Here is a 21619-nt window from a genome sequence, read left to right on the forward strand (position 1 = left end):
ATGAATAATCTCCATCGTCATCTTGCCCCAATTTCCAGTCCGGCGTGGAGCCAGATTGAAGAGGAAGCTTCACGCACCATCCGGCGCCATCTGGCGGGTCGATGCATTGTTGATATGCCTGAGCCAAAGGGACTGCCGCTGGCGGGTATCGGAACTGGGCGCGGCAGCGAGATCGCATCGCCGGATAATGGTATTCATGTTATAAAGCGAGAGGTCCTGCCGCTCATCGAACTGCGTGTTCCCTTTACGCTTTCACGCGACGAAATTGACGCCGTGGAGCGCGGTTCCCAGGACTCCGACTGGCAGCCGGTGAAGGACGCGGCAAAGAAAATCGCTTTTGCTGAAGACCGGGCCATTTTCGATGGTTATGCAGCCGCCGGGATTCCAGGCATTCGGGCAGCCACGTCCAATATTCACCTGAAACTCCCGTCCGTCGTAAAGGATTACCCGCGCGTCATTGCCCAGGCGCTGACCGAACTGCGTCTGGCCGGTGTTAATGGTCCGTATTCGATTGTTCTGGGCGCGCAGGCCTATCAGGCAATCAGCAGTGGCGATGATGATGGCTATCCTGTTCGTAAACACATCGAGGCCATAATTGACGGCAAACTCATCTGGGCGCCTGCTATTGAAGGGGCATTTGTCGTTACCATGCGTGGTGGTGATCTTGTACTGGATATCGGACAGGATTTTTCGATCGGTTATCTGGCTCACACGGCCGATACTGTCGAACTGTATCTGGAAGAAAGTTTCGTTTTCCGTGTACTGACGACCGAAGCGACGGTCGCCATTGATCAATCTGGTCAGTCTACAAGGTCCTGATACGCAGAAAAGTCGCTATTCTTCGGCGTTGGTCCATGACCGATAATATAAATCATGGCATATCTTGTCGATTAGGTTTCTTTTTATAGCATAAAAGGTTTGAGTTATGTCTGATGATCGCGTTCTGCATGCGGCAAGTTCACTGCGAGACCTTGGACGAAAAGCCTTGCATTCGCCAAAACTTCTTACGCGTGAAAAAGTTATCCGCCTTGCCGAGCACGTGCTCAAAGGCGACGAGCATGCAAACGAACTGGAACGAGAAATAGCCAAAAAGGCAACGCACAATCCCGAAGGCGTTGAAGTCGATCAGTTGGAGCTTCTTGAGAAAAAGATACTCAAAGACAAATAATAGTATCTTATTGTGCGGATCTCGTTGCGGCGTCCTTTGTTTTGTCGTTAGACGAGTATCAACAAACGGGCATTGCTGTTCAGAAACGGAGAAAACATTATGATCCCTTTATTTCTCGATAAAACGACGAACCCGCCAGCACCTCAGGAAGATGGTTGGTATGTTCTCAGTGGTTCCAGGATTCTCGACGGTGGCCCATTCACAAGCGAGGGGGAGGCATTGCTCTGGATCGATGATCGGCAGCCAGATCCTGATGCGGGTGGACAGTCACCGTTCTGAACACGCTTAGGTTATTGTTCCAGTGACATTGGTTCTGTAATACAATCAGGCGCTAAGGTAGTAGGAGCGCCTGATTGTCATCGTATAGATAATATGATTTATTCCCGAAAATCATGAATTATGTTGTAATTAATAATTAAAGTTATAATATTCTATACTTACTGATTCGGTTTCGTATTTCCTGTATATATTACGGAATAGCCAAGGTATTGTCAGGTAAGGGACGTTGCAATCGCAGCGCTTCGGCCAGCGGCGCATTCATCCACAGCTCCAGTTCTTCCGACCGAGTCAGGATGACCGGCATGGCTTTTGGGTGAATGGCACCGACTTCCCGATTGGCGGTGGTGGTCAGGAAGCCGAACAGGTCATCCGTCGTCTCGCCATCCGCCAGTTTTCGCACTGACGTCCACTGGCACCAGATCCCTGCAAAGAAAGCCAGAGGCTCCCCATCACTCCGGGCAAACCAGGCGGGCCTGCTGGTCCCATCCGGCAGGCGCTCCGGTTCGGAAAAGGCCGTGAGCGGCACCAGGCAGCGATGCGCGATACCTTCCCAGCGCTTCCACCAGGTCGAGGTGGGATTGCGGATATTGGTCACACCCCGATCGACCCTGTGGCCTTTCAGGTAGCCCGGCGGCGTGGGCATGCCCCAGCGCGCCATGACCAGTTCACGCCCATCCGGCGCGTTCCGCACGATGGGCGCCATGGTGTTGGGCCAGATCTCGGGCAGGGGTTGGAGATTGCCGGTGCGGTCGGTCATGACCCGGGCCGCCTCCCGGATCGCCTGCTGACTGCTGGTCATCGCATAGAGGTTGCACATCACGCCATCCTTTCGCGAGTCCGGATATGGGTGTCCTGACGGACGGTATCCACCCTGCAGGACGGGGGTGGCCGGACTGTTCCTGATAAATCCCTGTACTTCAGACAGTTTTCATCAAGCCTGGACCGTGTGGCAGGCCTGTGCCCGCGTCCGGATCACAGTCGCTCTTCCAGGATGGGTTGACATTCGTCACCGTACCAGAACAAATAACGAACACAATCATTGATTCCATGCCAGAAACACCCGAATGGACTGTCCGACCCCATGCCCGCATCCCAACCCCATCCCGCGCTGGAGGCGCTGAGAGCACAGGTCAGCCGTCTTGAAGGCCAGGGTCGACGCAGGCGGGGCGTGCTGCCCTTCGGCATGCCCGAGATTGACGGTCGCCTGCCGGATGGCGGCATGGCGCTGGGCGCGCTGCATGAGGTGGCAGGTGGCGGCCATGACGCCCTGAATGCAGCAGCGTCCGGTCTGTTTTCCGCCGGGATCGCAGCGCGGACACGGGGCAAGGTGCTGTGGATCGCCACCCGTCAGGACCTGTATGCCCCGGCACTGCAGCAGGTCGGCCTGTCGGCGCGACGGACCATCTATGTCGCGGCCAGTTCGGACGTCGATGTCCTGGCCTGTTTCGAGGAGGCATTGCGCCATCAGGGGCTGGGCGCGGTTGTCGCCGAGGTCGCCCGCCTGTCCATGACAGCGTCACGCCGCCTGCAGCTGGCGGCCGAGACATCCGGTGCGCTGGGCATCGCCATACGGCGCTGGCGGCGACAGACGGATGCGGCCGACTTCGGCCAGCCCACGGCTTCGGTTACGCGGTGGCGGGTCTCGGTCCTGCCATCCGTGCCGCTGCCAGTGCCCGGCGTCGGCCGGTCCCGCTGGCTGCTGGAACTCATCCGTGCCCGCGCGGGCGAATGCGCCGATTTCGAAGTGGAGGCCTGTGATGCCAAAGGGAGACTGGCACCGTGTCGTCTCGCTCTACCTGCCGCTCTGGCCGACAGACCGGATCAGGAAGCGGCTGGGCACCGACGTGCCCGCGCCTGACTGCCCATTGGTGCTGGCCGGACGGGAAGGGCGGCGACGGGTCATCCTGTCGGTAGACCTCGCCGCCCGCAGGCTGGGCCTGCGTCCCGGCACGCCTGTCGCGAAAGCGCAGGCGCTCCATCCCGATCTGCTCATCATGGATGCCGACCCGGACGGTGACCGGGCAGGGCTGGAGCGGCTGGCGCTGTGGTTCCAGCACCGCATCGCCCCCATCGTGGCCCCCGATCCGCCAGACGGCATCGTGCTGGATACGACCGGTGCCGATCACCTGCATGGGGGCGAGGCCGTCATGCTGGAGAACATGGTCACACGCCTGAAGGAGTCCGGGATTACGGCCCGGGCCGCGATTGCCGATACGTGGGGTGCCGCCCATGCGCTGGCGCGCTATGGCCGGGGACGCATCACCCTCGTGCCGCCCGGTGAGACGGCGGCAGCGATTGCCGACCTGCCCATCGAAGCCCTGCGCCTGCCAGCGGATATCATTGATGGCCTCCATGGACTGGGCGTGTCACGCATCGGGCCGCTGGCCGGCCTGCCGCGCGCGCCGCTGGCCCTGCGCTTCGGCCCGGATGTCGCCCGCAGGCTGGACCAGGCTTTCGGACGGCAGGCAGAAGCCATTGTCCCGGTCCGGCTGCAGGCACCGGTGCAGGTCAGCCGGAACTTTGCCGAACCGATCAGCGCCGCCGAGACCATAGCCCGCTACATCACCAAACTCGTGCCACCCCTGTGCGCCGGGCTGGAGGAACGCGAGCAGGGCGTGCGCCGCCTTGACCTGCTGCTGCACCGGGTGGACAGCCGCACCGAGGCCATCCGCGTGGCCACGGCCATGCCGGTGCGGGATGTCAGACGCCTGACCCGTCTGCTCTGTGACAGGATCGAGACCATCGATCCGGGCTTCGGGATCGAGCGCATGGTGCTGACCGCGTCGCTGGCCGAGCCGATCCTGCACCGCCAGGGTGTATCCGCCCTGATCGAGGAAGAAGAGGCCGACGTCTCCGACCTGATCGATACCCTGGCCAATCGTGTCGGCACGCAGGCCCTGTATCGCTTCGCCCCGGTGGAAAGCGACGTGCCAGAGCGGGCCGTCTGCCGCGTGGCTGCCCTTGCACCCGAAGATACACGGGACTGGCCTGATCACTGGCCGCGCCCCACGCGCCTGCTGCCCCGTCCCGAGCCGATCCAGACCATGGCGGTGTTGCCCGACCATCCGCCGGTCTTCTTCATCTGGCGTGGTATCCGCCGCCGGATCAGATGCGCCGATGGCCCTGAGCGCGTGTTTGGCGAATGGTGGAAAGGGGATGCCGAACTGACCACCGTGCGCGATTACTTCCGGGTGGAGGATACCAGCGGCGAGACATTCTGGGTTTACCGGACAGGGGATGGCGAACATGGAGAGACCGGTTCGCAGGGCTGGTTCCTGCATGGTCTCTTTGAATGAGCGTGCCATACGCCGAACTGCAGGTGACGAGTTACTTCTCGTTCCTGCGCGGCGCATCCTCACCGATTGAACTGTTCGAGCAGGCAAAGGCCCTTGGCATTGAAGCGCTGGGGATCTGCGACCGCAATTCGCTGGCAGGCATGGTGCAGGCCCATGTCGCGGCCAAAGAGACGGGCATCCGCCTGGTCGTGGGCTGCCGTCTGGACCTTGCCGATTTCGCGCCAGTGCTGGTCTACCCGATGGACCGGGCTGCCTATGGCCGATTGTGCCGACTGCTGAGCCTTGGCAAGGCCCGGGCCGGGAAAGGGAAATGCCATCTGCTCTGGGATGATCTGGTGGCATGGGGCGAGGGCCTCCTTGTCATCCTGCTCCCGGATACGGCGGATGATGCCTGCGCCCTGCATCTGCGCAAGCTGCAGGACGTCTTTGCCGATCGGGCCTATATGGCGCTGACCCTGCGGCGCCGGCCCAATGACCAGATGCGGCTGTATGAACTGGCGAACCTCGCCCGGCAGGCGCGGGTGCCAGCGGTCGTGACCAATGACGTGCTGTTCCACACCCATGACCGGCGCATCCTGCAGGATGTGGTGACCTGCATCCGCAACCACACCACCATCGACGAAGCCGGCTTTGCCCGCGAGCGCCATGCGGACCGTTACCTCAAGCCGCCCGCGGAAATGGCCCGGCTGTTCAGCCGCTATCCCGAAGCGATGGCCCGGACCATGGAGATCGTGGCCCGTTGCCGGTTCAGCCTTGATGACCTGGCCTACCAGTATCCCGATGAGGTCTCCGTCCCGGGCCAGACGCCGCAGCAGGCGCTCGAAGCCCTGACCTGGGAAGGGGCGGCAGCGGCCTATCCTGAAGGCATTCCCCCCGAGGTCAGGAAAACCCTCACCCATGAACTCGCCCTGATCGGGCGCATGGATTACGCGCCGTATTTCCTCACCGTGCACAGCATCGTCCGTTACGCCCGATCGCAGGGCATCCTGTGCCAGGGGCGGGGATCGGCGGCCAATTCCGCTGTCTGCTACGTGCTGGGGATTACCGCCATCGATCCGGCACGGACGTCACTGCTCTTCGAGCGGTTCGTGTCCGAAGAGCGCCGTGAGCCACCCGATATCGACGTGGATTTCGAGCATGCGCGCCGGGAGCAGGTGATCCAGTGGATTTACGGTCATTATGGCCGCAACCACGCCGCTCTCACGGCGGTGGTTACGCGCTATCGCGCCAAGGGCGCGCTGCGCGATGTCGGCAAGGTCATGGGCCTGCCCGAAGACCTGATCCGCACCCTGTCCGGCCAGATCTGGGGCTGGGGGCGGAAGCTGGATGAGGACGCGCTGAATGAGACGGGGATCGACCTGTCCGACCGGCGCATCCGGCTGACGCTGGATCTGGCGCGCTGCCTGATCGGCGTGCCGCGCCACCTGTCGCAGCATCCCGGCGGGTTTGTCCTGACCCATGACCGACTGGATGAGCTGGTACCGATCGAACCAGCGGCCATGGACGCTCGCCAGATCATCGAATGGGACAAGGATGATATCGACGTCCTGAAATTCATGAAGGTGGATGTGCTGGCACTCGGCATGCTGACCTGCATGAAGAAGGGGCTGGACCTTCTGGGCGAACACAAGGGACAGCATTACACGCTGCAGACCATCCCGGCCGAGGACCCGCGCACCTACGCCATGATCCGGAAGGCCGATACGATCGGGGTGTTCCAGATCGAGAGCCGGGCGCAGATGTCCATGCTGCCGCGTCTCAGGCCCCGGGTGTTCTATGATCTGGTGATCGAGGTGGCCATCGTCCGGCCCGGCCCCATCCAGGGCGACATGGTGCATCCCTATCTGCGCCGGCGGGCCGGGCAGGAAAAGGAAATCTACCCGACGCCGGAACTCGAAAAGGTGCTCAGGAAGACCTTGGGCATTCCGCTGTTCCAGGAACAGGTGATGCAGGTGGCCATGGTGTGTGCCGGGTTTTCGGCATCCGAGGCCGACCAGCTGCGCCGGGCCATGGCGACGTTCAAGAATACCGGCACGGTCTCACGCTTCCGCACGCGCCTGATCGAGGGGATGACGGCGCGCGGTTATCCCGAGACCTTTGCCGAGCGCATCTTCCAGCAACTGGAGGGGTTTGGCAGTTACGGCTTTCCCGAAAGCCATGCCGCCTCATTTGCCATCCTCGCCTATTCGTCATCCTGGATGAAATGTGCCCATCCGGATGTATTTCTGGCAGCACTCCTGAACAGCCAGCCCATGGGATTCTATGCCCCGGCGCAGCTTGTGCGTGATGCGCGCGAACATGGGGTCGAGATCCGGCCGATCTGCATCAACGCCTCGCGCTGGGACAGCACGCTGGAAGGCCCGGAGCGGGATGACGGGCTGTTTGCCGTCCGCCTGGGCATGAACCTGGTGAAAGGGCTGGCCAATGAGGATGCGGCCCGCATCGTGGCGGCGCGGGGCGACCGGCCCTTTGCCTCGGTCGATGATCTGTGGCGTAGGGCAGGGGTGAAGGGGGTGACCCTGACCCATCTGGCCGAGGCGGACGCCTTCCGGCCGGGACTGGGTCTGGCCCGGCGCGAGGCGCTTTGGGCGATCAAAGCACTACGTGACGAACCCCTGCCGCTGTTTGCTGCAGCCGCTGTCGTGCGTGAAGCAGAAGAACCTGATGTGCTGCTCCAGCCCATGCGGGACGGGGCCGAGGTCGCACGGGATTACAACCGCACCGGCCTGACCCTGCGGGATCATCCCCTGGCCTTCCTGCGTGCCGATCTTATCGAGCGTGGGATGGTGACGTGTCGGCAGGCCTTCGAGGCACGGGACAGGAGCAGCCTGTCGGTGGCTGGGCTGGTACTGGTTCGTCAGCGGCCCGGTTCGGCCGAGGGCGTGGTGTTCATGACGCTGGAGGATGAGACGGCGGCGATCAACGTGATTATCTGGCCCGATATGTTCGAGCGCTGTCGTCGTGTGGTCCTGTCGGGCCAGATGCTGGGGGTTGTCGGGCGGCTGCAGAAAGAAGGGGAGGTGGTGCATCTCGTGACGCGTGAGATTGTGGATCTCTCCTTCCTGCTGGCCGATGTGGGAAATCGGTCGTCGCAGATACTTCCAGACTTCGATCAGGGCAGGTCTTCCGAAAATATCATTGTGAAGGCCCGGAATTTCCATTGAATGTTGTGTCAGCAGGATAATCCAAGTTCGTGATGTCTGCTTACGCCCTCACTCCAGACATAGAGCACAATAGTATGTGTTCCCGTTAACGGACAGTTCGCAATAATTCACCCTGCATCTGATAGTCAAAGTACCATCCCTGCTGCACACTGCAGCAGTTCAGAAGATAGTATTATGGAGCAAAGTCGACCGTTTCCATTTGGAGGGTTCGAAAAACCCTATCAGGAATTTTACATATCTTTAAATGTTAATTGGTTATAATTGTCTTCGATATGAAAGGAGAGTTTTTCGAACTCTCCAATCTTAAGGACGGAATTTATTATGCGGCAGGTTGAGAAACGATAGTGGCCGCGTGATTTAACCAATCGCGCACTTGTTGTGTATAAGTATCCCAATAACTTGACTTCGCAGCCAAATCAATAATTTGGGACAATCCTACAGATCTCTCCACATTTAAAGTATCTATTATTTTTCCTATGAGATAATGCTTATCTTTTTCATATTCTATATTGGAAGATATATCATAAATTTCTCGATCATTACCAGAAAGATCATCTGGATTTAAACTTCTTATCATATGATGTATCTGAGACTCTGGGGATAAACCAAAATCGGAAGAAGGGTTAAATTGTCTAATACCATTAACACATTTTTCTCTAAATTGTTCGCGCCCCTCTTCAGTCCCACTGACTACTTTCTCTAACTGCGTTTTTCTTTCGTCTTCCTTCGAGAGAACATCTCCGTCCAAAACGTAAAGCTGTTTTTCAGGATCATATTTTTTTGTTAGCGCAAGCCCTCCCACAACGCTAAAACAATTACTTGCTGATCCGTAGAAAACGGTATTTACATGTCTTTTTATTTTTAACTTAGAAGCTTCCCAGTCAATAATAGATTTGGCAACATCGTCTTCAACGAATACTTCAAATGTTCTTGCCATATCTCCTGTAAGTCTGTAAAGTATATCTGGCGTAGTATTCGAAAAACATAAAGTCTTTGCTTTTATTGCATTCGTCGCATCGCCCACAGCTACAGAAGAATCTTTAATTTCAATTGTCTGAAGATGCTTGATGCTAACAATGTCTGTTTCAGTAAGTATTGTCTCTCTGTGTGATGTGAAAATTACCTGCAAATTCTTGGATGATGCCCTTCCGGAAATGGACCTAAGTAACCTTTTTAATGCATCTGTGTGAAGAAGAAGATCTATTTCATCTATCAAAATTAATCCATATTTAGGCGCAGTAAATACTGATGATAATATTTGTATAACTCTTTGCTCTCCAGCCCCCATAGCTAAAGAGGAATATTTTATGCTTTTTAATGATAATCCAAGAACCATCTTTTTATTTGCTGTTACATGAATGCTTAGTTCATCATAATTTTTATTAAAAATAGAACTCATCTCGGATATAATTAAATCCGAATCCTTGTGTTTTGTTGTGCTGAACTTAATTGTTCCCGCTGCTCTTTCCTCTTCAATGCGCGGAACGCATGTTTTAATTCCAATAAAATCTACAAATCTTTCCGGTCTACGAATATATTTTGGAGACCATCGATCAGTCATTTTTCTATAAGTGGTCTCTTCATGTTTAATTTCCTGCTCCCCTTCCCGATAAGAATGGACCATTGTAAATTCACTACCCTTCCACGTACTGTGTGTTGTGGGAGTAAAAAAATCACTAAACTTCCAATTTCTTTGAGTTTTTTCATCTTCTGGCTTATAACAACAAGCTAAAGCGTGAAGGATGGTTGATTTTCCGGATCCATTCACTCCAACAATAGAAGTTAAATTCTTTTCATCGAATCTTATTTCTTGAAGATTCCTAATGCCCTTGAGGTGATCTATTTTTAAGTAATGTATTACTTGCTGCGACGCTGACATTTTGAATCTTTCTAATTTCTCTCTTCCAGAGCGACAATACCCCCTTCGAGCCTTTTTGGAAATTCAAGTATGAGCATTTCGGCGTAGCATGATGCTCCCCATGGGAGGAGGCTCATGACCTGTGACAGGTCAATATGCTGCTTGTAATCCGCAAATGACGCATTATCCGCCCTTAGGAGGCTGGCATCTCGCATAGCTCAGATGAGCGCGACCGTCTCCAATGCACATTGCTTGAATGACTGCTTTCCTTGTCCCGTTGCCCTGAATCGGACATTCGGTTCTCCCCCCAATGCGGAATTGGTTCACCTGGTGATGTTTCGCTGGTCGATTTCCTCTGGCGGCCCTTAAAGTTGGTGAAAGCGCCTCAACGGGAGAAGCCCCACTTGCTCAGTCTCCGTCGTTCCAGAAATTAATCAATGCCGTCAAAAATATCTCGAACTGCTCACGACGCCACGTAGCCGGCGACGTTGGGTGAAAGAGAAAGTACTGCCCGTTGGCGCATTCGAGCTTTGCCCGATCGCAGCCATTCAGCCAATTGAGCACGTTGATCAGCGTGGCGCAGTAGCTTAACCCGAAGTTGGCGTCAGGCACATTATAAAGCATGCCTTCGACGAAATAGGAGGGCGCGATCCCGTCCGCCAATCGGCCTTGAGCGACCATAGCGTTGCGCATATTTTTGAAGATACGAACGATCGGCTTGAACCAAGATCTGGTACGCTGATGCTTGGCGGTGCAGTTCACCGAATGCTGCTTCGGATAATTAACAACTTGTATCCCGTCACGGAGCCAGAAACAGATGCCCTCGGCGTAGCGCTGATCGGAGGGGCTGGCGTAGCGAAAGTAGCGGCGAAACTCCGCTACGAGCAGCACATCGGCATCACGACGTCCGCCATTCCCCGCGACGTAGATCGCCTTCGAGCCGGGCTGAACGGCGGAGCCATAGGCTTTGGTGAGCTGCGCGATCACCTCTTTACGAAACTCGGTCCAGCTATATTGCGCCGGTGAGCGATTGGTCTCGTAATTGGCCTTATCGCTCGCGGAAAGTTCGGACAGGTCAGTGTAGAAGACCGAATCTAGTTGCATGACAATGTCGACATCGCTGTCGGCATATACATTGGTGTCGTTGCCATAAGACCCCTGCAGGAAGGTCGAGTAGCTTCGGTGCGCGTAGAGCGCGTCATCACGCTCCAACACGTTACGCAGCGCCTGGTACGTCGCCGCCGACTGGATGATGGAGCCTTGCCGCGACCAGATGTCGAGCTGCTTTTCCGATATGCTCATGGTCTGAGCTTACGTCAGAAGTGTCGTCAAGGCAGCCTCATTCTTCGCGAACGACTCAGCGCCGCGCTGACGCAGTAGATTGAGCTTGTTCAGGTCGTGTTCGAACAGGTCAGTCGCCATCTCGGGGTTCGCGAACGTGTCGCTGATCCGGACAGTGTGGATGTCACTGTACAGGATCTCCCGCAACTGGTCCATCGACTGCGTATTGATCTCAAGCGTCTTTTGAAGAAGCTGGACGCTCAAGAGTCGGCTAGCGAACGCCATCTTGCTGAAGAAGGCCGGCTTAGGCTCGGGATAGGTGCCGACGCCCACACTGACCACACGCACCGCTGACCGCGGCTGAGCCAGCGACCCCAGCGCGTCGGCGATCGCGTAAAGAGTCGGGTTGTTGGCGCAGTAGCCGCCATCGACGAGTTCGACTCGGTCACCAGCGGCAGTGGTGAGGATTTTGCGCTTGAAAAAAGGATAGGCTGAACAGGATGCTACCACAGCCTCGCCTATGGGGACCCCGAAGCCGGGGACGAACGTGCCGCGGCGGCCGTGCGCCTGGGCGGGTTGACCCTTGAAGATCATTGGTCGTTCGATGTCCCATTTGGTCGTGACGATCCCTACGCCGGTCCGCATGCTCTCGAACTTCGTGTCGGCATACACCTCGCGGGCCAACGTGTTCAGAGCCGCCGTCTTGTCCGCGGAGGATTGGCGACTCATGATCTTGACGACGTGCTCGACGTAGAGTGCGTGGATCTCTTCGACAGAGCGGCCTAGTGCGAGGAGCGAGGCGATGATCGCGCCCGTGCTGGTGCCAAAGATCAAGTCGAAAACCTCGTGCAGCCGCTTGCCCGCAAGAGCCTCGATTTCACGCAGCACGCCGAGCGAGTAAAAGCCCTTCGCGCCGCCGCCATCCAAGCTTAGGATGCGAAACGGTGTGGGCGCGTCCGCGCTCTGAGGGGACTCATCGGTCATCACGTTTTCTTCTAGCAAACTTTGCTGGCAGAAGGAACCGCTTGAGCATCGCGCGCCGCGCCTGCAAAACTATCCCGACCATGTCGAATACAATCAACCTTTTCATGTGGGGGTACCAAACCCACTTTCGCGCTCAGCTCGAATACCGGGCCAAGAGCATTTTCCAGCTGATCGGAGCTGAAACCGAACTGCGAGTCCTGCTCGTCGGCATGCGACGTCCGGGCCTCCCGCCCGGACACCCCGTCTGCATCGAGCCGGAGGACGGGATCTGGCCATTGGCCCTCTTCAGCAATTTACCAGCCAAGGTGGAGCAAGCAATCCCCGCACACCCCGATCAGATGATGGTTTACGGCGACGAACGCGCGAACAGAGAAAAACCCGAGCGCATCAGACAGGAAACCATCGCCGACGAGGTCAAGCGCGCGCTTGACCGAGCCGACCAGATGGCCGGCTGGCAGAGCTTCTGCAGTACGGCCCATTCGGTCGACGACTATGACGTGGTTTGCGTGTTGCAACTACCCGACCGCCTGTTCAGGAAGTTCCCGTCGGTGTCGATGGCCTACCAGCGCAAGGTCTACGAAACGAGCCTTATCCACGCCTGCATTAACGTGTTTCTCCAAGAGAGTCGGCACGGCCTTGGGCAGCCTGAACCCGGACGGAGGATCGGCGACAATGGTCTTCGATCGCCGGAAGAGATCATCCGGCGGGCCGCTTCGAATTTCATGTGCTCGCCGTTCATCGCCGGCAAGTTCTGCGACTTGGATCTATTCGAAGCGGTAAACCGCTTGTCGCAGCAGAGATACGAAGGCGATATTGGCATCGGCCGGCTCGTGCTGGCGGCGGCCAACGATCCTAACGTCAAGTATGTCTTGCGCCTAGCGCAGCCGGTAAGACTCGCAGAGCCGCGTTGGGCGCGCAAGTTGCTGCAGATGGCGACCGGACCGTCAGCGTTGGTGGCCGAATACGACACGATATCGGGACTTGGTACAGTCTCCGATGTCAGTGCTCCGCCATTCTCGATCGAGTTCCTTGATCATCACCAATGGAACCTGCGTCGCGGCGAGTTGGTGCTCATGCGCTGCCGCTTCGGCGAGGTGCAGTTGCCGCAGGAAACGATGGGCAAGGAGCGCTTCATCGACAACATGCAGCGCGTCTTTCCCGGGATCGACGAGCCAGCCATCGCCCGCTTCCGCATCGTCCTCGATCTGCTCGCACAACTGCGCCACGGCAGCTCGCTAGTTATAGCCAGCGACGCGAAGGACGAAGCAGAGCGTCTGGCGCGGCAGGGCACAAACATCGTTCCAACCCCGCTTACCAAGGAGCTACTCGAGCGCGCTACGGCGATTGACGGAACCATCCTTGCTGATCCGGCCGGCGTCTGCCATGCGATCGGCGTCATCCTCGACGGTCCGGCGAGTGAAGAAAGCACGCCGTCGCGCGGGGCCCGCTACAACTCTGCGGTACGATACGTCGCCGCTGGCGCTGTGCCGCGCATGGCGTTCGTCATCTCGGAGGATCGAACCCTCGACGTCATCCCACTCCATCGTCCCCGCGTGCTCCGGAGCCGTATCGAGGCGGCCGTGGCAGAGATTGCCAGCGCCACGTTCAACACGTTCCATAAGGCGCGATCGTTCTTGGACGAACATCGATTCTACCTTGATGCCGAGCAATGTCGGATCGTGAACGAAGCGCTGGATCGGATCGAGAACGAGCCAGCCGAGGTCGGTCGAATCATAATTCAGACGCGGCGGTTCGAACCCCATCCGGCATTCGATGCGACGTACCTGTTAGCCGATGATGCTGTTAGCCGTTAAGGCAACGACTTCAGTAGCGCAGCGCCGCGATACGGTTTGACAAGCTGTGGCGCCATCAGCCTCACTTCGTGGCCAAGCGCACCAAGGGTTCTGGCCCAGTGATGGGAAGCCCCACAAGCTTCAATGCCAATCACTGTCGGCGGAAGTTTCTCGAAAAACCGGATCATCTGATGTCGGCTCAGTTTCCGGCTTAGCGCAACCCGCTCTTCGGCATCCACGCCGTGGAGCTGAAACACTTTTTTCGAGGTATCCATGCCGATACGGACCAACTGACGCATGATGGTTTCCTTCACTGACATTCAACTCCTCAGCATCCTCTCAGGACCACAGGGAGCCGTCCACACCATCAGTTCTCAGTGAAAATCAACAGACACGATCCACGCCTGGAAACAGAAACTCTCGGGGCGATCAATAACCACGTCACGCAGCGGCTAAGGACATTGTCTGCGTCTCAGACCTACGCCGTATCAGCGCGCCTTGTTGGCATAACAAATATTATGGGATTTACAAGTTTGATTGTTCGGGAAGGCAACCAATGATACTTGCGATTAGCGGACAGCAAGATACCCCGTCTCGCCGCGTGACAAGGTAATCATGCCAAAACGCATGGGCATACCCAATTGGAATCCTTGTCATGGACAGACCGCCTCATATATAATCCCATTCTATGGTCAATATATGAGGCAACCTGTCATGTCCGAGACCACGTTTCTCTACTGACGCCTACGATCCGTCCGGACTGATCGCGGCCGAACGGCTGAGTAGCATGCTGCATATCACTCGTGGCGAACTGGCTGCCACCCTGGGCCTGTCCCGCGACGCCGTCTCCAAAAGTGCCCACCTCGGCCGCCCCGCCACCCAGGCGAGGCTGCGCGACATGGTCGAGATCCTCAATCGTGTCCGGCCATGGGCGGGCTCAGCCCAACAGGCTTTTGCATGGTATCGGTCACAGCCCCTGCCCTCCTTCGGTGATCAGACTGCCGAGGCGCTCGTTCGGGAAAGATACGCCGACGCCGTCCGGCGCGCTATCTCGATCGGATTGCAACCGGCGGTTACGCGCGAGGTTTACCGGACGGGTGTTCCGGGCTCATAATCCCCGCTGGTCTTTCACCCCACTGTCAGGCGACGGTGCGGCGCTTCATGGAGGCCGGTTCAACCTGGACGGCACACCTACCCTTTACACATCTCTGCGGATGGAGACTGCCTGGCTCGAGGCCCAGCAAGGCTTCCCGTTCAAGCCTCAGCCCTTGACCATCTGTGGCTATGACGTCGATAGCGAACCCGTCCTCGATCTGACCGACCCGTCCAATCTTGATAATCTCGGTTTCTCCTCCCCTGCCCCTGGGAAGATCTTGCCGATCAGGGCAAGATGCCGCCCTCGTGGGAACTCGCAAAAATGCTCACAGCCAATGGTGTGGCTGGCATCATCGTCCCGAGTTTTGCCCCCGGAGCAATGGAAAATGACAGGAAGCTGGTCTTCTGGCAGTGGTCAGACAGTCTACCCTCCCGCGTAACCGTCATCGACGATGAAAAGCGTTTGCCAGCAACCGCAACGTCATGGTTGTAAACCGAGAATAAATGAAGGACTTGCGACGATATTAGTCGGTTAAAAGTCCCAACGGAAGCCATTGGGACCATTACGTCACGTCGACCACCAACCATAACAACGGGCGCCCCTCTTTTTGAGGAGCGACAAACAACCAAGCGGCAATTATGCATTCCGTCCTGTAAATGCGTTCATATGAGCCTGAATTTCGAGAGATGCCTCTCCAACGGTCGACGGGTACGTTTGAGCAGTAGTCATCGCCGCGACGCGCTTGTTGTGAAGCGCGAGATCAGCGCCAGCGGTTGGCAATTGTCTAGCTGCCTGCGCCAGACTGATCTGAAGGCTGTTTAAAGGCTCTTTGACGGCATCAATCGAATCACGCATCGAATAAGACGTTGAAGCCTGAACGCTGCTTGGACCTTGATTGTCAGGTGTTTTAAGAAGCTCATCAAGAAAGTCCGGCGCTGCCTGGTCACGTTTGGTTAGAGAACGAATACCAAATAGTTTTCTAAGTGTCGCTATTATTGTCGTATGATCGTAAGGGGTATTGCCTTGTGGCCTGAATACGTGACCCGGCTTTACATATGGTGAGATGATTATTGCAGGGACACGGACACCGAAGTAATCAAAATTAAAACCATCTTGATGTTTATCGTCGGGTGATACTGCTGCTGGTGGAGTCACATGATCATAACATCCTCCGTGTTCATCGTAGGTAATGATTAAAAGTGTCTTATCCCATAAGGGACCATTGCGAACCGCATTATAGACCGATGCAATGAGTTCCTCCCCGTATACGACATCGTGCGCCGGATGCTGGTCATTGGGCATCTTTCTCAAAATGGGGTGAGCAAAATATCGCGGCTCGATGAAACTATACGCGGGTAAAGTCCCTTTTCTCGCATCATTCTCAAACTCCTCAAAATATTTGAAATTCGAGAGCGAGAATTCCCAAAGAGAGGACAAAGTCGTCGATTGCGCAAAGTCATGAAAATATATTTTCCAATCCTTATGAACCTCCCTTAATCTGTTGAATACGGTGGGCATTTCAAACGGGAGCTTGTCCGGATAGTTATTGACCCATCCACCAGACGTGCCCGTATGCGCAAAGATACGGTTTGGCCATGTCTGACATGGCGCAGATGCATGCCAACGGTCTGAAATGCCGAATTCCCGACCCAGCGTCGTCAATACAGGTAGCTGATCGGGGGTGAAGAAATGCATGACTGACTCAGGACTACGCGAACCCGGGCGATCAGGCTGGGCCATATAATTATCTACGAATCCTGACATGTCTGGTAATTTCGAAGCCAAGCTGCCCTTTTCCTGGCGTCCATGAATCTGTTCGTAAATGTCTTTAAATGATTCACCGGGATCAGGATCTGGAATGCGCACCACCTGACGGTCGGTTCCGTCCGTAGTCCACACGGCTATCGATTCGACGGAGCCGTCCGGATGATGCCAGGGATTAGTCTCCGTTCCCGTTAGTCGGTCGATCGGATCGGTGGACGATGGCGACTGTCCAAACATACTATCGAATGACCGATTTTCTAGCATTAATACAACTACGTGCTCAATACCCATTGATTTCCACTCCTTTTATTTTTTACACCATTTAATAAGTCATATATCAGAAAGTTATTTTCTTTTATCTTGTAAATCATACAAATCTCCCGGACCCGAAACCCACGTCTCAGTCATTGATCAAGTCCCAGTTCCCAATGATCACGGGCTGACTGCCCCGCCCAACAGAATGCCAAAAGCCCCCGAATATTGTTACAGTACCAGCTATACTCATACACTAGTTTGTGGGAACTCCGCTAATCCCCTTTTTTAAACGGGTGACACAAGAGAATGTAGAGAACAAGCCTGCAGTTTCTGTACAGACACTAGCTCGGCATATCCGCGTTGCCCTTCTCCCAACAGTATATCCCGCGTGGCGACGCCACGTAACCCCTGATGGTTAGAGACAGAGATCCAGTCGCAGAAACTGGCCATGACCAAATCGGGTCCCACACCGATGACGCCTCCTTGAGGCACGTTTTCATATCCAATCAATAGGGTAACGGCTTCAGACCTTTTACTCTTCCTTCGGCTCGACTGCGGATGTACCATGACATTCTAAATGTCTGACCGAGACGCCTCTTCTTCCTCGTCTTCACCCGTTGCGTCCATCGGGAGAGACCGCATGTCAGGAAAACAGCAGATGGACGGTCAGCATACGTCCACATCTGGTGCCGTTTGGAGCTGTCCGATGCATCCGGACATCAGGGAAGCGCATCCCGGCAAATGCCCGATATGCGGTATGACACTTCAGCCGATGAGCAGCCCCGATACTATGGAACCAAAGAAGGGAATGGGCCACGACCAGGCGATTCATGATATGGCCTGCCATGATCAGAACCGCCATGCGCCCCAGACCGCTGCCTGGCCGCCTACTGGTGGCCACACGATCTGGACATGCCCCATGCGTCCGCAGATCCGGCAGGACCATCCTGGAAACTGCGCGCTTTGCGGCATTGCGCTGGAGGCGGAGGAACCGACCGAACAGCCTGACGACAATTCGGAGCTGAAGGACTTCACGCACCGCCTGATCGTGGCCCCCGCTCTTGCCATCCCACTCACGGTCGTCACCAATGCGCTTAGGCTCGGCGCCCTACGGACCCGCACCATGCTGGTTCCATATAGTTGGTCCGCTATCTCCCTCATCTAAGACGCGCCGCCGCCCGTCTAACCTGCTCGGGAGCGGACGTTCGTGGTCTTAGTCCATCGCATCTCTTCCGACGAAACCTTCGATCCAGCGTCTCGTCAGGTAGACCATGAAGCTTTGCACGAGTTCCGCACGCGTGGGCGCGTGGCATATGTCAGGCGCACGACGTGGAGCGACATCTCCTCGGTACGCCAGTCGCGCACGGTCTCAACGACACGGCCGTCCGCCCATCTCTCGTGTCCCATGAAGCCGTGATCGCCGTGCCCCGCGCTGTAGGATGTCAGCCACGGTGCTCGGGCAAGCCATACACGCGGCTACTCGATGTCTTCCGACCTCGTCCATACAGTCGGCAAGCGCTTCGCCAAGGCGCACCTTAAAAGTGCCCAGCTACGGTGTGTCGTCAGTTAAGCAGGATCATGATTGAGGCGAACTGCACGGCTGCAAGGAATGTTGACTTCAGTTTATCGTAGCGGGTTGCGATAGCGCGAAACTGCTTGAGTTTATTGAAAAACCTCTCAACAAGGTTTCGTTCGCTGTAAAGGGAAAAATCGGTTTTCCGTCGTGTTGTTCTGTTGCGTTTTGGCGGGATGACCAGGGTAATCCCGCGCTGTATCAGCCGATCGATCAACCTGTCCGCGTCATACGCCTTGTCAGCAAGGAAAGCATCCGGGTCGATGTTTTCCAGAAGCGGTTCCGCCTGGGTGATATCTGCGTCCTGTCCCGGTGTGATGCCGAGTTCCACCGGATTGCCCAGAGCGTCGCAGATGGCATGGATCTTTGTAGTCAACCCGCCTCGTGATCGTCCGATGGCCTGATCCGTGCCCCTTTTTTGAGAGCTCCGGCACTATGCTGATGCGCCCGGACAATTGTGCTGTCGATCATCATGTATTCATTGTCGTGATCAGCGGCCAGATAACGAAATATCCGTTCGATGACACCGCTTTCACACCAGCGGCGCAGACGCCGGTGCACGTTTTTCCAGTCCCCGAAACGGGCAGGAAGGTCGCGCCATGGAATGCCCGCGCGATAGCGATACAGTACCGCCTCCACGAACAGACGGTTGTTCGCCGCAGTGCCGCCGACATAACCCTCACGACCGGGGAGAAGATCCTTTATCCGCTCCCACTGGTCATCGCGTAAACCATAGCGCCGCATCCCTCTGTCTCCCCCAAAACTGGGAAAACAGTCAGCACACGCAGCCATAAAGTACAACCCACACGTGCCACATTCAGGGCTTAACTGACGACACGCCGTAAGATAGATGCTTCGAAGGTCAGGGTTATGCCGCATGGCAACCAGAGTAGGCATGTACAGAGCGTTTCTGACATGAATCCGACCAACCCGAATAAAGCTTTTACCCTGCCACTTTCCACACTGCCTGGTCTGCGAGCCCAACAACCTGTCCATTTCCCAGTGTTCCCAGTTCGGGAATATCGACCCTGCCCCCTGAAATGCCCTCGATTTGAAGTAAGGTCTGTCCATAAGAGACAGACGATGAAGAAAGCACGTTTCACACAGGAGCGGATCATCGGGATCCTGAAGGAGCATCAGGTGGGCGCGACGGCTGCGGATCTGTGCCGCAGGCACGGGATCAGCGACGCGACCTTCTACACCTGGCGGTCGAAATACGGCGGCATGGAAGTGTCGGAAGCGCGTCGGCTGACGGCTCTTGAAGAAGAGAACGCGAAGCTGAAGCGGCTCCTGGCGGAGAGCGTAATGGACGTCTCGACGCTGAAGGCCTGCTGGCAAAAAACTCGTGACGCCCGGTTTGCGGCGGGACGCCGTGGCCTGCGCGATCCGGGAGAAAGACTATTCGCAGCGACGGGCCTGCCGGCTTATTGGCATGGATCCGAAGACCTGGCGCTATGCGTCACGCCGCTCGGATGATGCCACAGTGCGGGGGGGGCTGCGTGAACAGGCTGCAGAGCGACGACGATTTGGCTATCGGCGCCTGCAGATCCTGCTCGACAGGGAGGGGCTGGTGATGAACCACAAGAAGCTGTTCCGGCTGTATCGCGAGGAAGGGCTGTCAGTCCGTAAGCATGGCGGCCGTAAACGGGCGATGGGCACGCGCTCGCCGATGATGCTGCCCGACGGGCCAAACCAGCGATGGAGCCTGGACTTCGTCTCGGACGCGCTGAACAACGGACGACGCTTCCGTGTGCTGACAGTGGTGGACGACTACACGCGAGAGTGCCTGGCGCTGGTAGCGGATACGTCGCTGTCAGGCGAACGGCTCGGCCGCGAACTCGACCGGATCGGGGAACAGCGCGGCTTTCCCATGATGATCGTCCGTGACAACCGCACCGAGATGACCTCGAACGCGATCGAGGCCTGACAGGAAAAACGGTCGGTGCTGTGGCACTACATCGCACCAGGCAATCCGCAGCAGAACGGGTTCATCGAGAGCTTCAACCGCCGGTTCCGTGACGAATGCCTCAACGAGCACCTGTTCCGCAACCTCGCCCACGCCCGTTCGGTCATCAAGGGCTTGCGGCCTGACCACAATGCCGTCAGGCCCCACACCAGCCTCGGGGGCATGACCCCAGAGGTTTTCGCTCAACACACCGACAAGGCATACAGCAACCCACAGACCCTAACTTAAAACTGAGGGCACGCTCGGGGTAGGGTCACTTCAGGCCCAGATGATCCCGATAGCGGCGAAAGCAGGCCGCGCCACATTCCAGCCGCATCAGGGCGCCTTCGGCGATGGCCGGGGCACGACGCGAATCTTCCGCGATGAGCGGGCTGATAACCTCTGCATTCCATGTTGCGGAATGGCGCACATCCAGCACGGCATGCAGGTCGAAATAATGCCGGTCATCGGGCTGCACGCCCAATCGTTTCAGCCCTGCCGCGACCATGGCCGCCCTACCCGGCGCGGTCAGTTCGATCACGCCCAACGCGCCGACCGCGTGAAACGCCAGATGCCGGCGGCAGGCCAGACCGGACATGGTGTTGGCTAGGGCCAGCGACTGCCACACCGTCGTCTCCGATTGGGACCGCAGCCCGAGGGCATGGACCAAATGCGCCAGCATCGGACCGTGCATGCCGGCTTCCCGGCCATGACCCATTTCGTCCCAGTAATTGCGCGCCAATTCCAACTTGGGGCGCGTTGGCATACGGACCTGGACCAGTGCCGTCAGGTCCTCGAAACCCGCTTCCCCTGCGGCTTCCTGTTCAAGGAACCAGCCCATGGCCTCACGGGATGCATCATGCGCCAGCCAGGGGAAAAGGCTGTCGTGCTGGCCGGGACCGGTCTGTTCCAGTTCCTCGAACCATGCGAGGAAAGCCGCGGGCTCCCGGGGAGCCTGGGCGGCGATCGGTGCGACCTGTTCGCGCAGGGAGCGCAGAAAACCCGCTTCCTCCGCCAGCAGACGGGGCAGATCCAGTCCCGCCGCACCGTCCTCCTCGGGCAGGCACGGCGTCAGCCTTAGACGATTGAGCCCGGCCAGTGCCAGATGGAGTTCCCGCTGCGCCCGGTCGCTACTCTTGCCCGTCAGGATATTGTTCATTGAC

The 21619-nt window shown here is 57.1% G+C and carries 15 protein-coding genes and 3 pseudogenes; 10 read left to right on the forward strand and 8 right to left on the reverse strand.

The genetic code is table 11. From position 1 onward, the window contains the following. Entirely contained in the window at positions 1–819 is an 819-nt protein-coding gene (locus tag QEG70_RS14680; RefSeq protein WP_308721313.1) for a family 1 encapsulin nanocompartment shell protein, read from the forward strand. A 106-nt stretch (positions 820–925) separates the two neighbouring features. Further along, complete coding sequence (locus QEG70_RS14685) at positions 926–1168, forward strand: hypothetical protein (RefSeq protein WP_308721314.1); 243 nt, start codon at positions 926–928, stop codon at positions 1166–1168. A 469-nt stretch (positions 1169–1637) separates the two neighbouring features. Here QEG70_RS14685 and QEG70_RS14690 read toward each other — a convergent pair whose 3' ends face one another. Continuing rightward, the gene (locus tag QEG70_RS14690; protein WP_308721315.1) at positions 1638–2264 is read right to left on the reverse strand and encodes an SOS response-associated peptidase; all 627 of its coding nucleotides are present in this window, start codon (positions 2262–2264) and stop codon (positions 1638–1640) included. Between the two features lie 264 nt (positions 2265–2528). On the opposite strand from QEG70_RS14690, the gene QEG70_RS14695 reads away from it, so the two are divergent. Genes QEG70_RS14695 through QEG70_RS14705 form a run of 3 tightly spaced genes read left to right on the forward strand, consistent with a single transcriptional unit; the run spans position 2529 to position 7907 of the window. After that, positions 2529–3305 carry an ImuA family protein gene (locus tag QEG70_RS14695; protein WP_308721316.1) on the forward strand — a complete coding sequence of 259 codons (777 nt, stop codon included), beginning with the start codon at positions 2529–2531 and terminating at the stop codon, positions 3303–3305. Continuing rightward, entirely contained in the window at positions 3205–4743 is a 1539-nt protein-coding gene (locus tag QEG70_RS14700) for a Y-family DNA polymerase (protein ID WP_308721317.1), read from the forward strand. Before QEG70_RS14695 ends, QEG70_RS14700 begins: the two co-directional genes overlap by 101 nt. Further along, the gene (locus QEG70_RS14705; protein WP_308721318.1) at positions 4740–7907 is read left to right on the forward strand and encodes an error-prone DNA polymerase; all 3168 of its coding nucleotides are present in this window, start codon (positions 4740–4742) and stop codon (positions 7905–7907) included. Before QEG70_RS14700 ends, QEG70_RS14705 begins: the two co-directional genes overlap by 4 nt. A gap of 319 nt (positions 7908–8226) precedes the next feature. Here the strand turns inward: QEG70_RS14705 and QEG70_RS14710 are convergent, their stop codons facing one another. From QEG70_RS14710 to QEG70_RS14720, 3 genes are all read right to left on the reverse strand, one after another. Then, positions 8227–9786 carry an ATP-dependent nuclease gene (locus QEG70_RS14710; RefSeq protein ID WP_308721319.1) on the reverse strand — a complete coding sequence of 520 codons (1560 nt, stop codon included), beginning with the start codon at positions 9784–9786 and terminating at the stop codon, positions 8227–8229. A 387-nt stretch (positions 9787–10173) separates the two neighbouring features. Continuing rightward, on the reverse strand, positions 10174–11067 hold the full coding sequence (locus QEG70_RS14715; protein WP_308721320.1) for a nucleotidyltransferase domain-containing protein: 894 nt from the start codon (positions 11065–11067) through the stop codon (positions 10174–10176). 9 nt (positions 11068–11076) lie between these two features. Next, positions 11077–12030: a patatin-like phospholipase family protein gene (locus QEG70_RS14720; protein WP_308721321.1), complete on the reverse strand. Its 954-nt coding sequence runs from the start codon at positions 12028–12030 to the stop codon at positions 11077–11079. A gap of 41 nt (positions 12031–12071) precedes the next feature. Between QEG70_RS14720 and QEG70_RS14725 the strand changes: the two genes are divergently transcribed. Continuing rightward, positions 12072–13844, forward strand: a complete 1773-nt coding sequence (locus QEG70_RS14725; protein ID WP_308721322.1) for a diadenylate cyclase — start codon at positions 12072–12074, stop codon at positions 13842–13844. Between the two features lie 29 nt (positions 13845–13873). On the opposite strand, the pseudogene QEG70_RS14730 reads toward QEG70_RS14725, so the two are convergent. Continuing rightward, a pseudogene (locus QEG70_RS14730) lies at positions 13874–14122 on the reverse strand (IS110 family transposase); the annotation flags it as partial. 415 nt (positions 14123–14537) lie between these two features. On the opposite strand from QEG70_RS14730, the pseudogene QEG70_RS14735 reads away from it, so the two are divergent. Next, positions 14538–14903 (forward strand): annotated as a pseudogene (locus QEG70_RS14735) (antitoxin Xre/MbcA/ParS toxin-binding domain-containing protein); the annotation flags it as partial. 17 nt (positions 14904–14920) lie between these two features. Then, a complete protein-coding gene (locus QEG70_RS14740; RefSeq protein ID WP_244192241.1) occupies positions 14921–15358 on the forward strand; it encodes an RES family NAD+ phosphorylase in 438 nt (145 codons plus the stop codon). A gap of 197 nt (positions 15359–15555) precedes the next feature. Here the strand turns inward: QEG70_RS14740 and QEG70_RS14745 are convergent, their stop codons facing one another. Beyond that, a complete protein-coding gene (locus QEG70_RS14745; RefSeq protein ID WP_007396762.1) occupies positions 15556–16974 on the reverse strand; it encodes an alkaline phosphatase family protein in 1419 nt (472 codons plus the stop codon). Between the two features lie 604 nt (positions 16975–17578). On the opposite strand from QEG70_RS14745, the gene QEG70_RS14750 reads away from it, so the two are divergent. Then, positions 17579–18103: a heavy metal-binding domain-containing protein gene (locus tag QEG70_RS14750; protein ID WP_180967616.1), complete on the forward strand. Its 525-nt coding sequence runs from the start codon at positions 17579–17581 to the stop codon at positions 18101–18103. 397 nt (positions 18104–18500) lie between these two features. Here QEG70_RS14750 and QEG70_RS14755 read toward each other — a convergent pair. After that, positions 18501–19255, reverse strand: a protein-coding gene (locus QEG70_RS14755; protein ID WP_085948970.1) for an IS5 family transposase whose coding sequence is annotated in 2 segments (ribosomal slippage) — positions 18501–18916 and positions 18916–19255 — 756 coding nt in all. Because the reading frame shifts where the segments join, the coding sequence is not laid out codon by codon here. A gap of 339 nt (positions 19256–19594) precedes the next feature. Between QEG70_RS14755 and QEG70_RS14760 the strand changes: the two are divergent. Continuing rightward, positions 19595–20705: pseudogene (locus QEG70_RS14760) on the forward strand (IS3 family transposase). Between the two features lie 25 nt (positions 20706–20730). Here QEG70_RS14760 and QEG70_RS14765 read toward each other — a convergent pair. Further along, positions 20731–21615, reverse strand: a complete 885-nt coding sequence (locus QEG70_RS14765; RefSeq protein WP_007396755.1) for an iron-containing redox enzyme family protein — start codon at positions 21613–21615, stop codon at positions 20731–20733. Between the last annotated feature and the right edge of the window lie 4 nt (positions 21616–21619).

Source organism: Komagataeibacter xylinus, from assembly GCF_031081985.1.
Lineage (GTDB): Bacteria > Pseudomonadota > Alphaproteobacteria > Acetobacterales > Acetobacteraceae > Komagataeibacter > Komagataeibacter xylinus_E.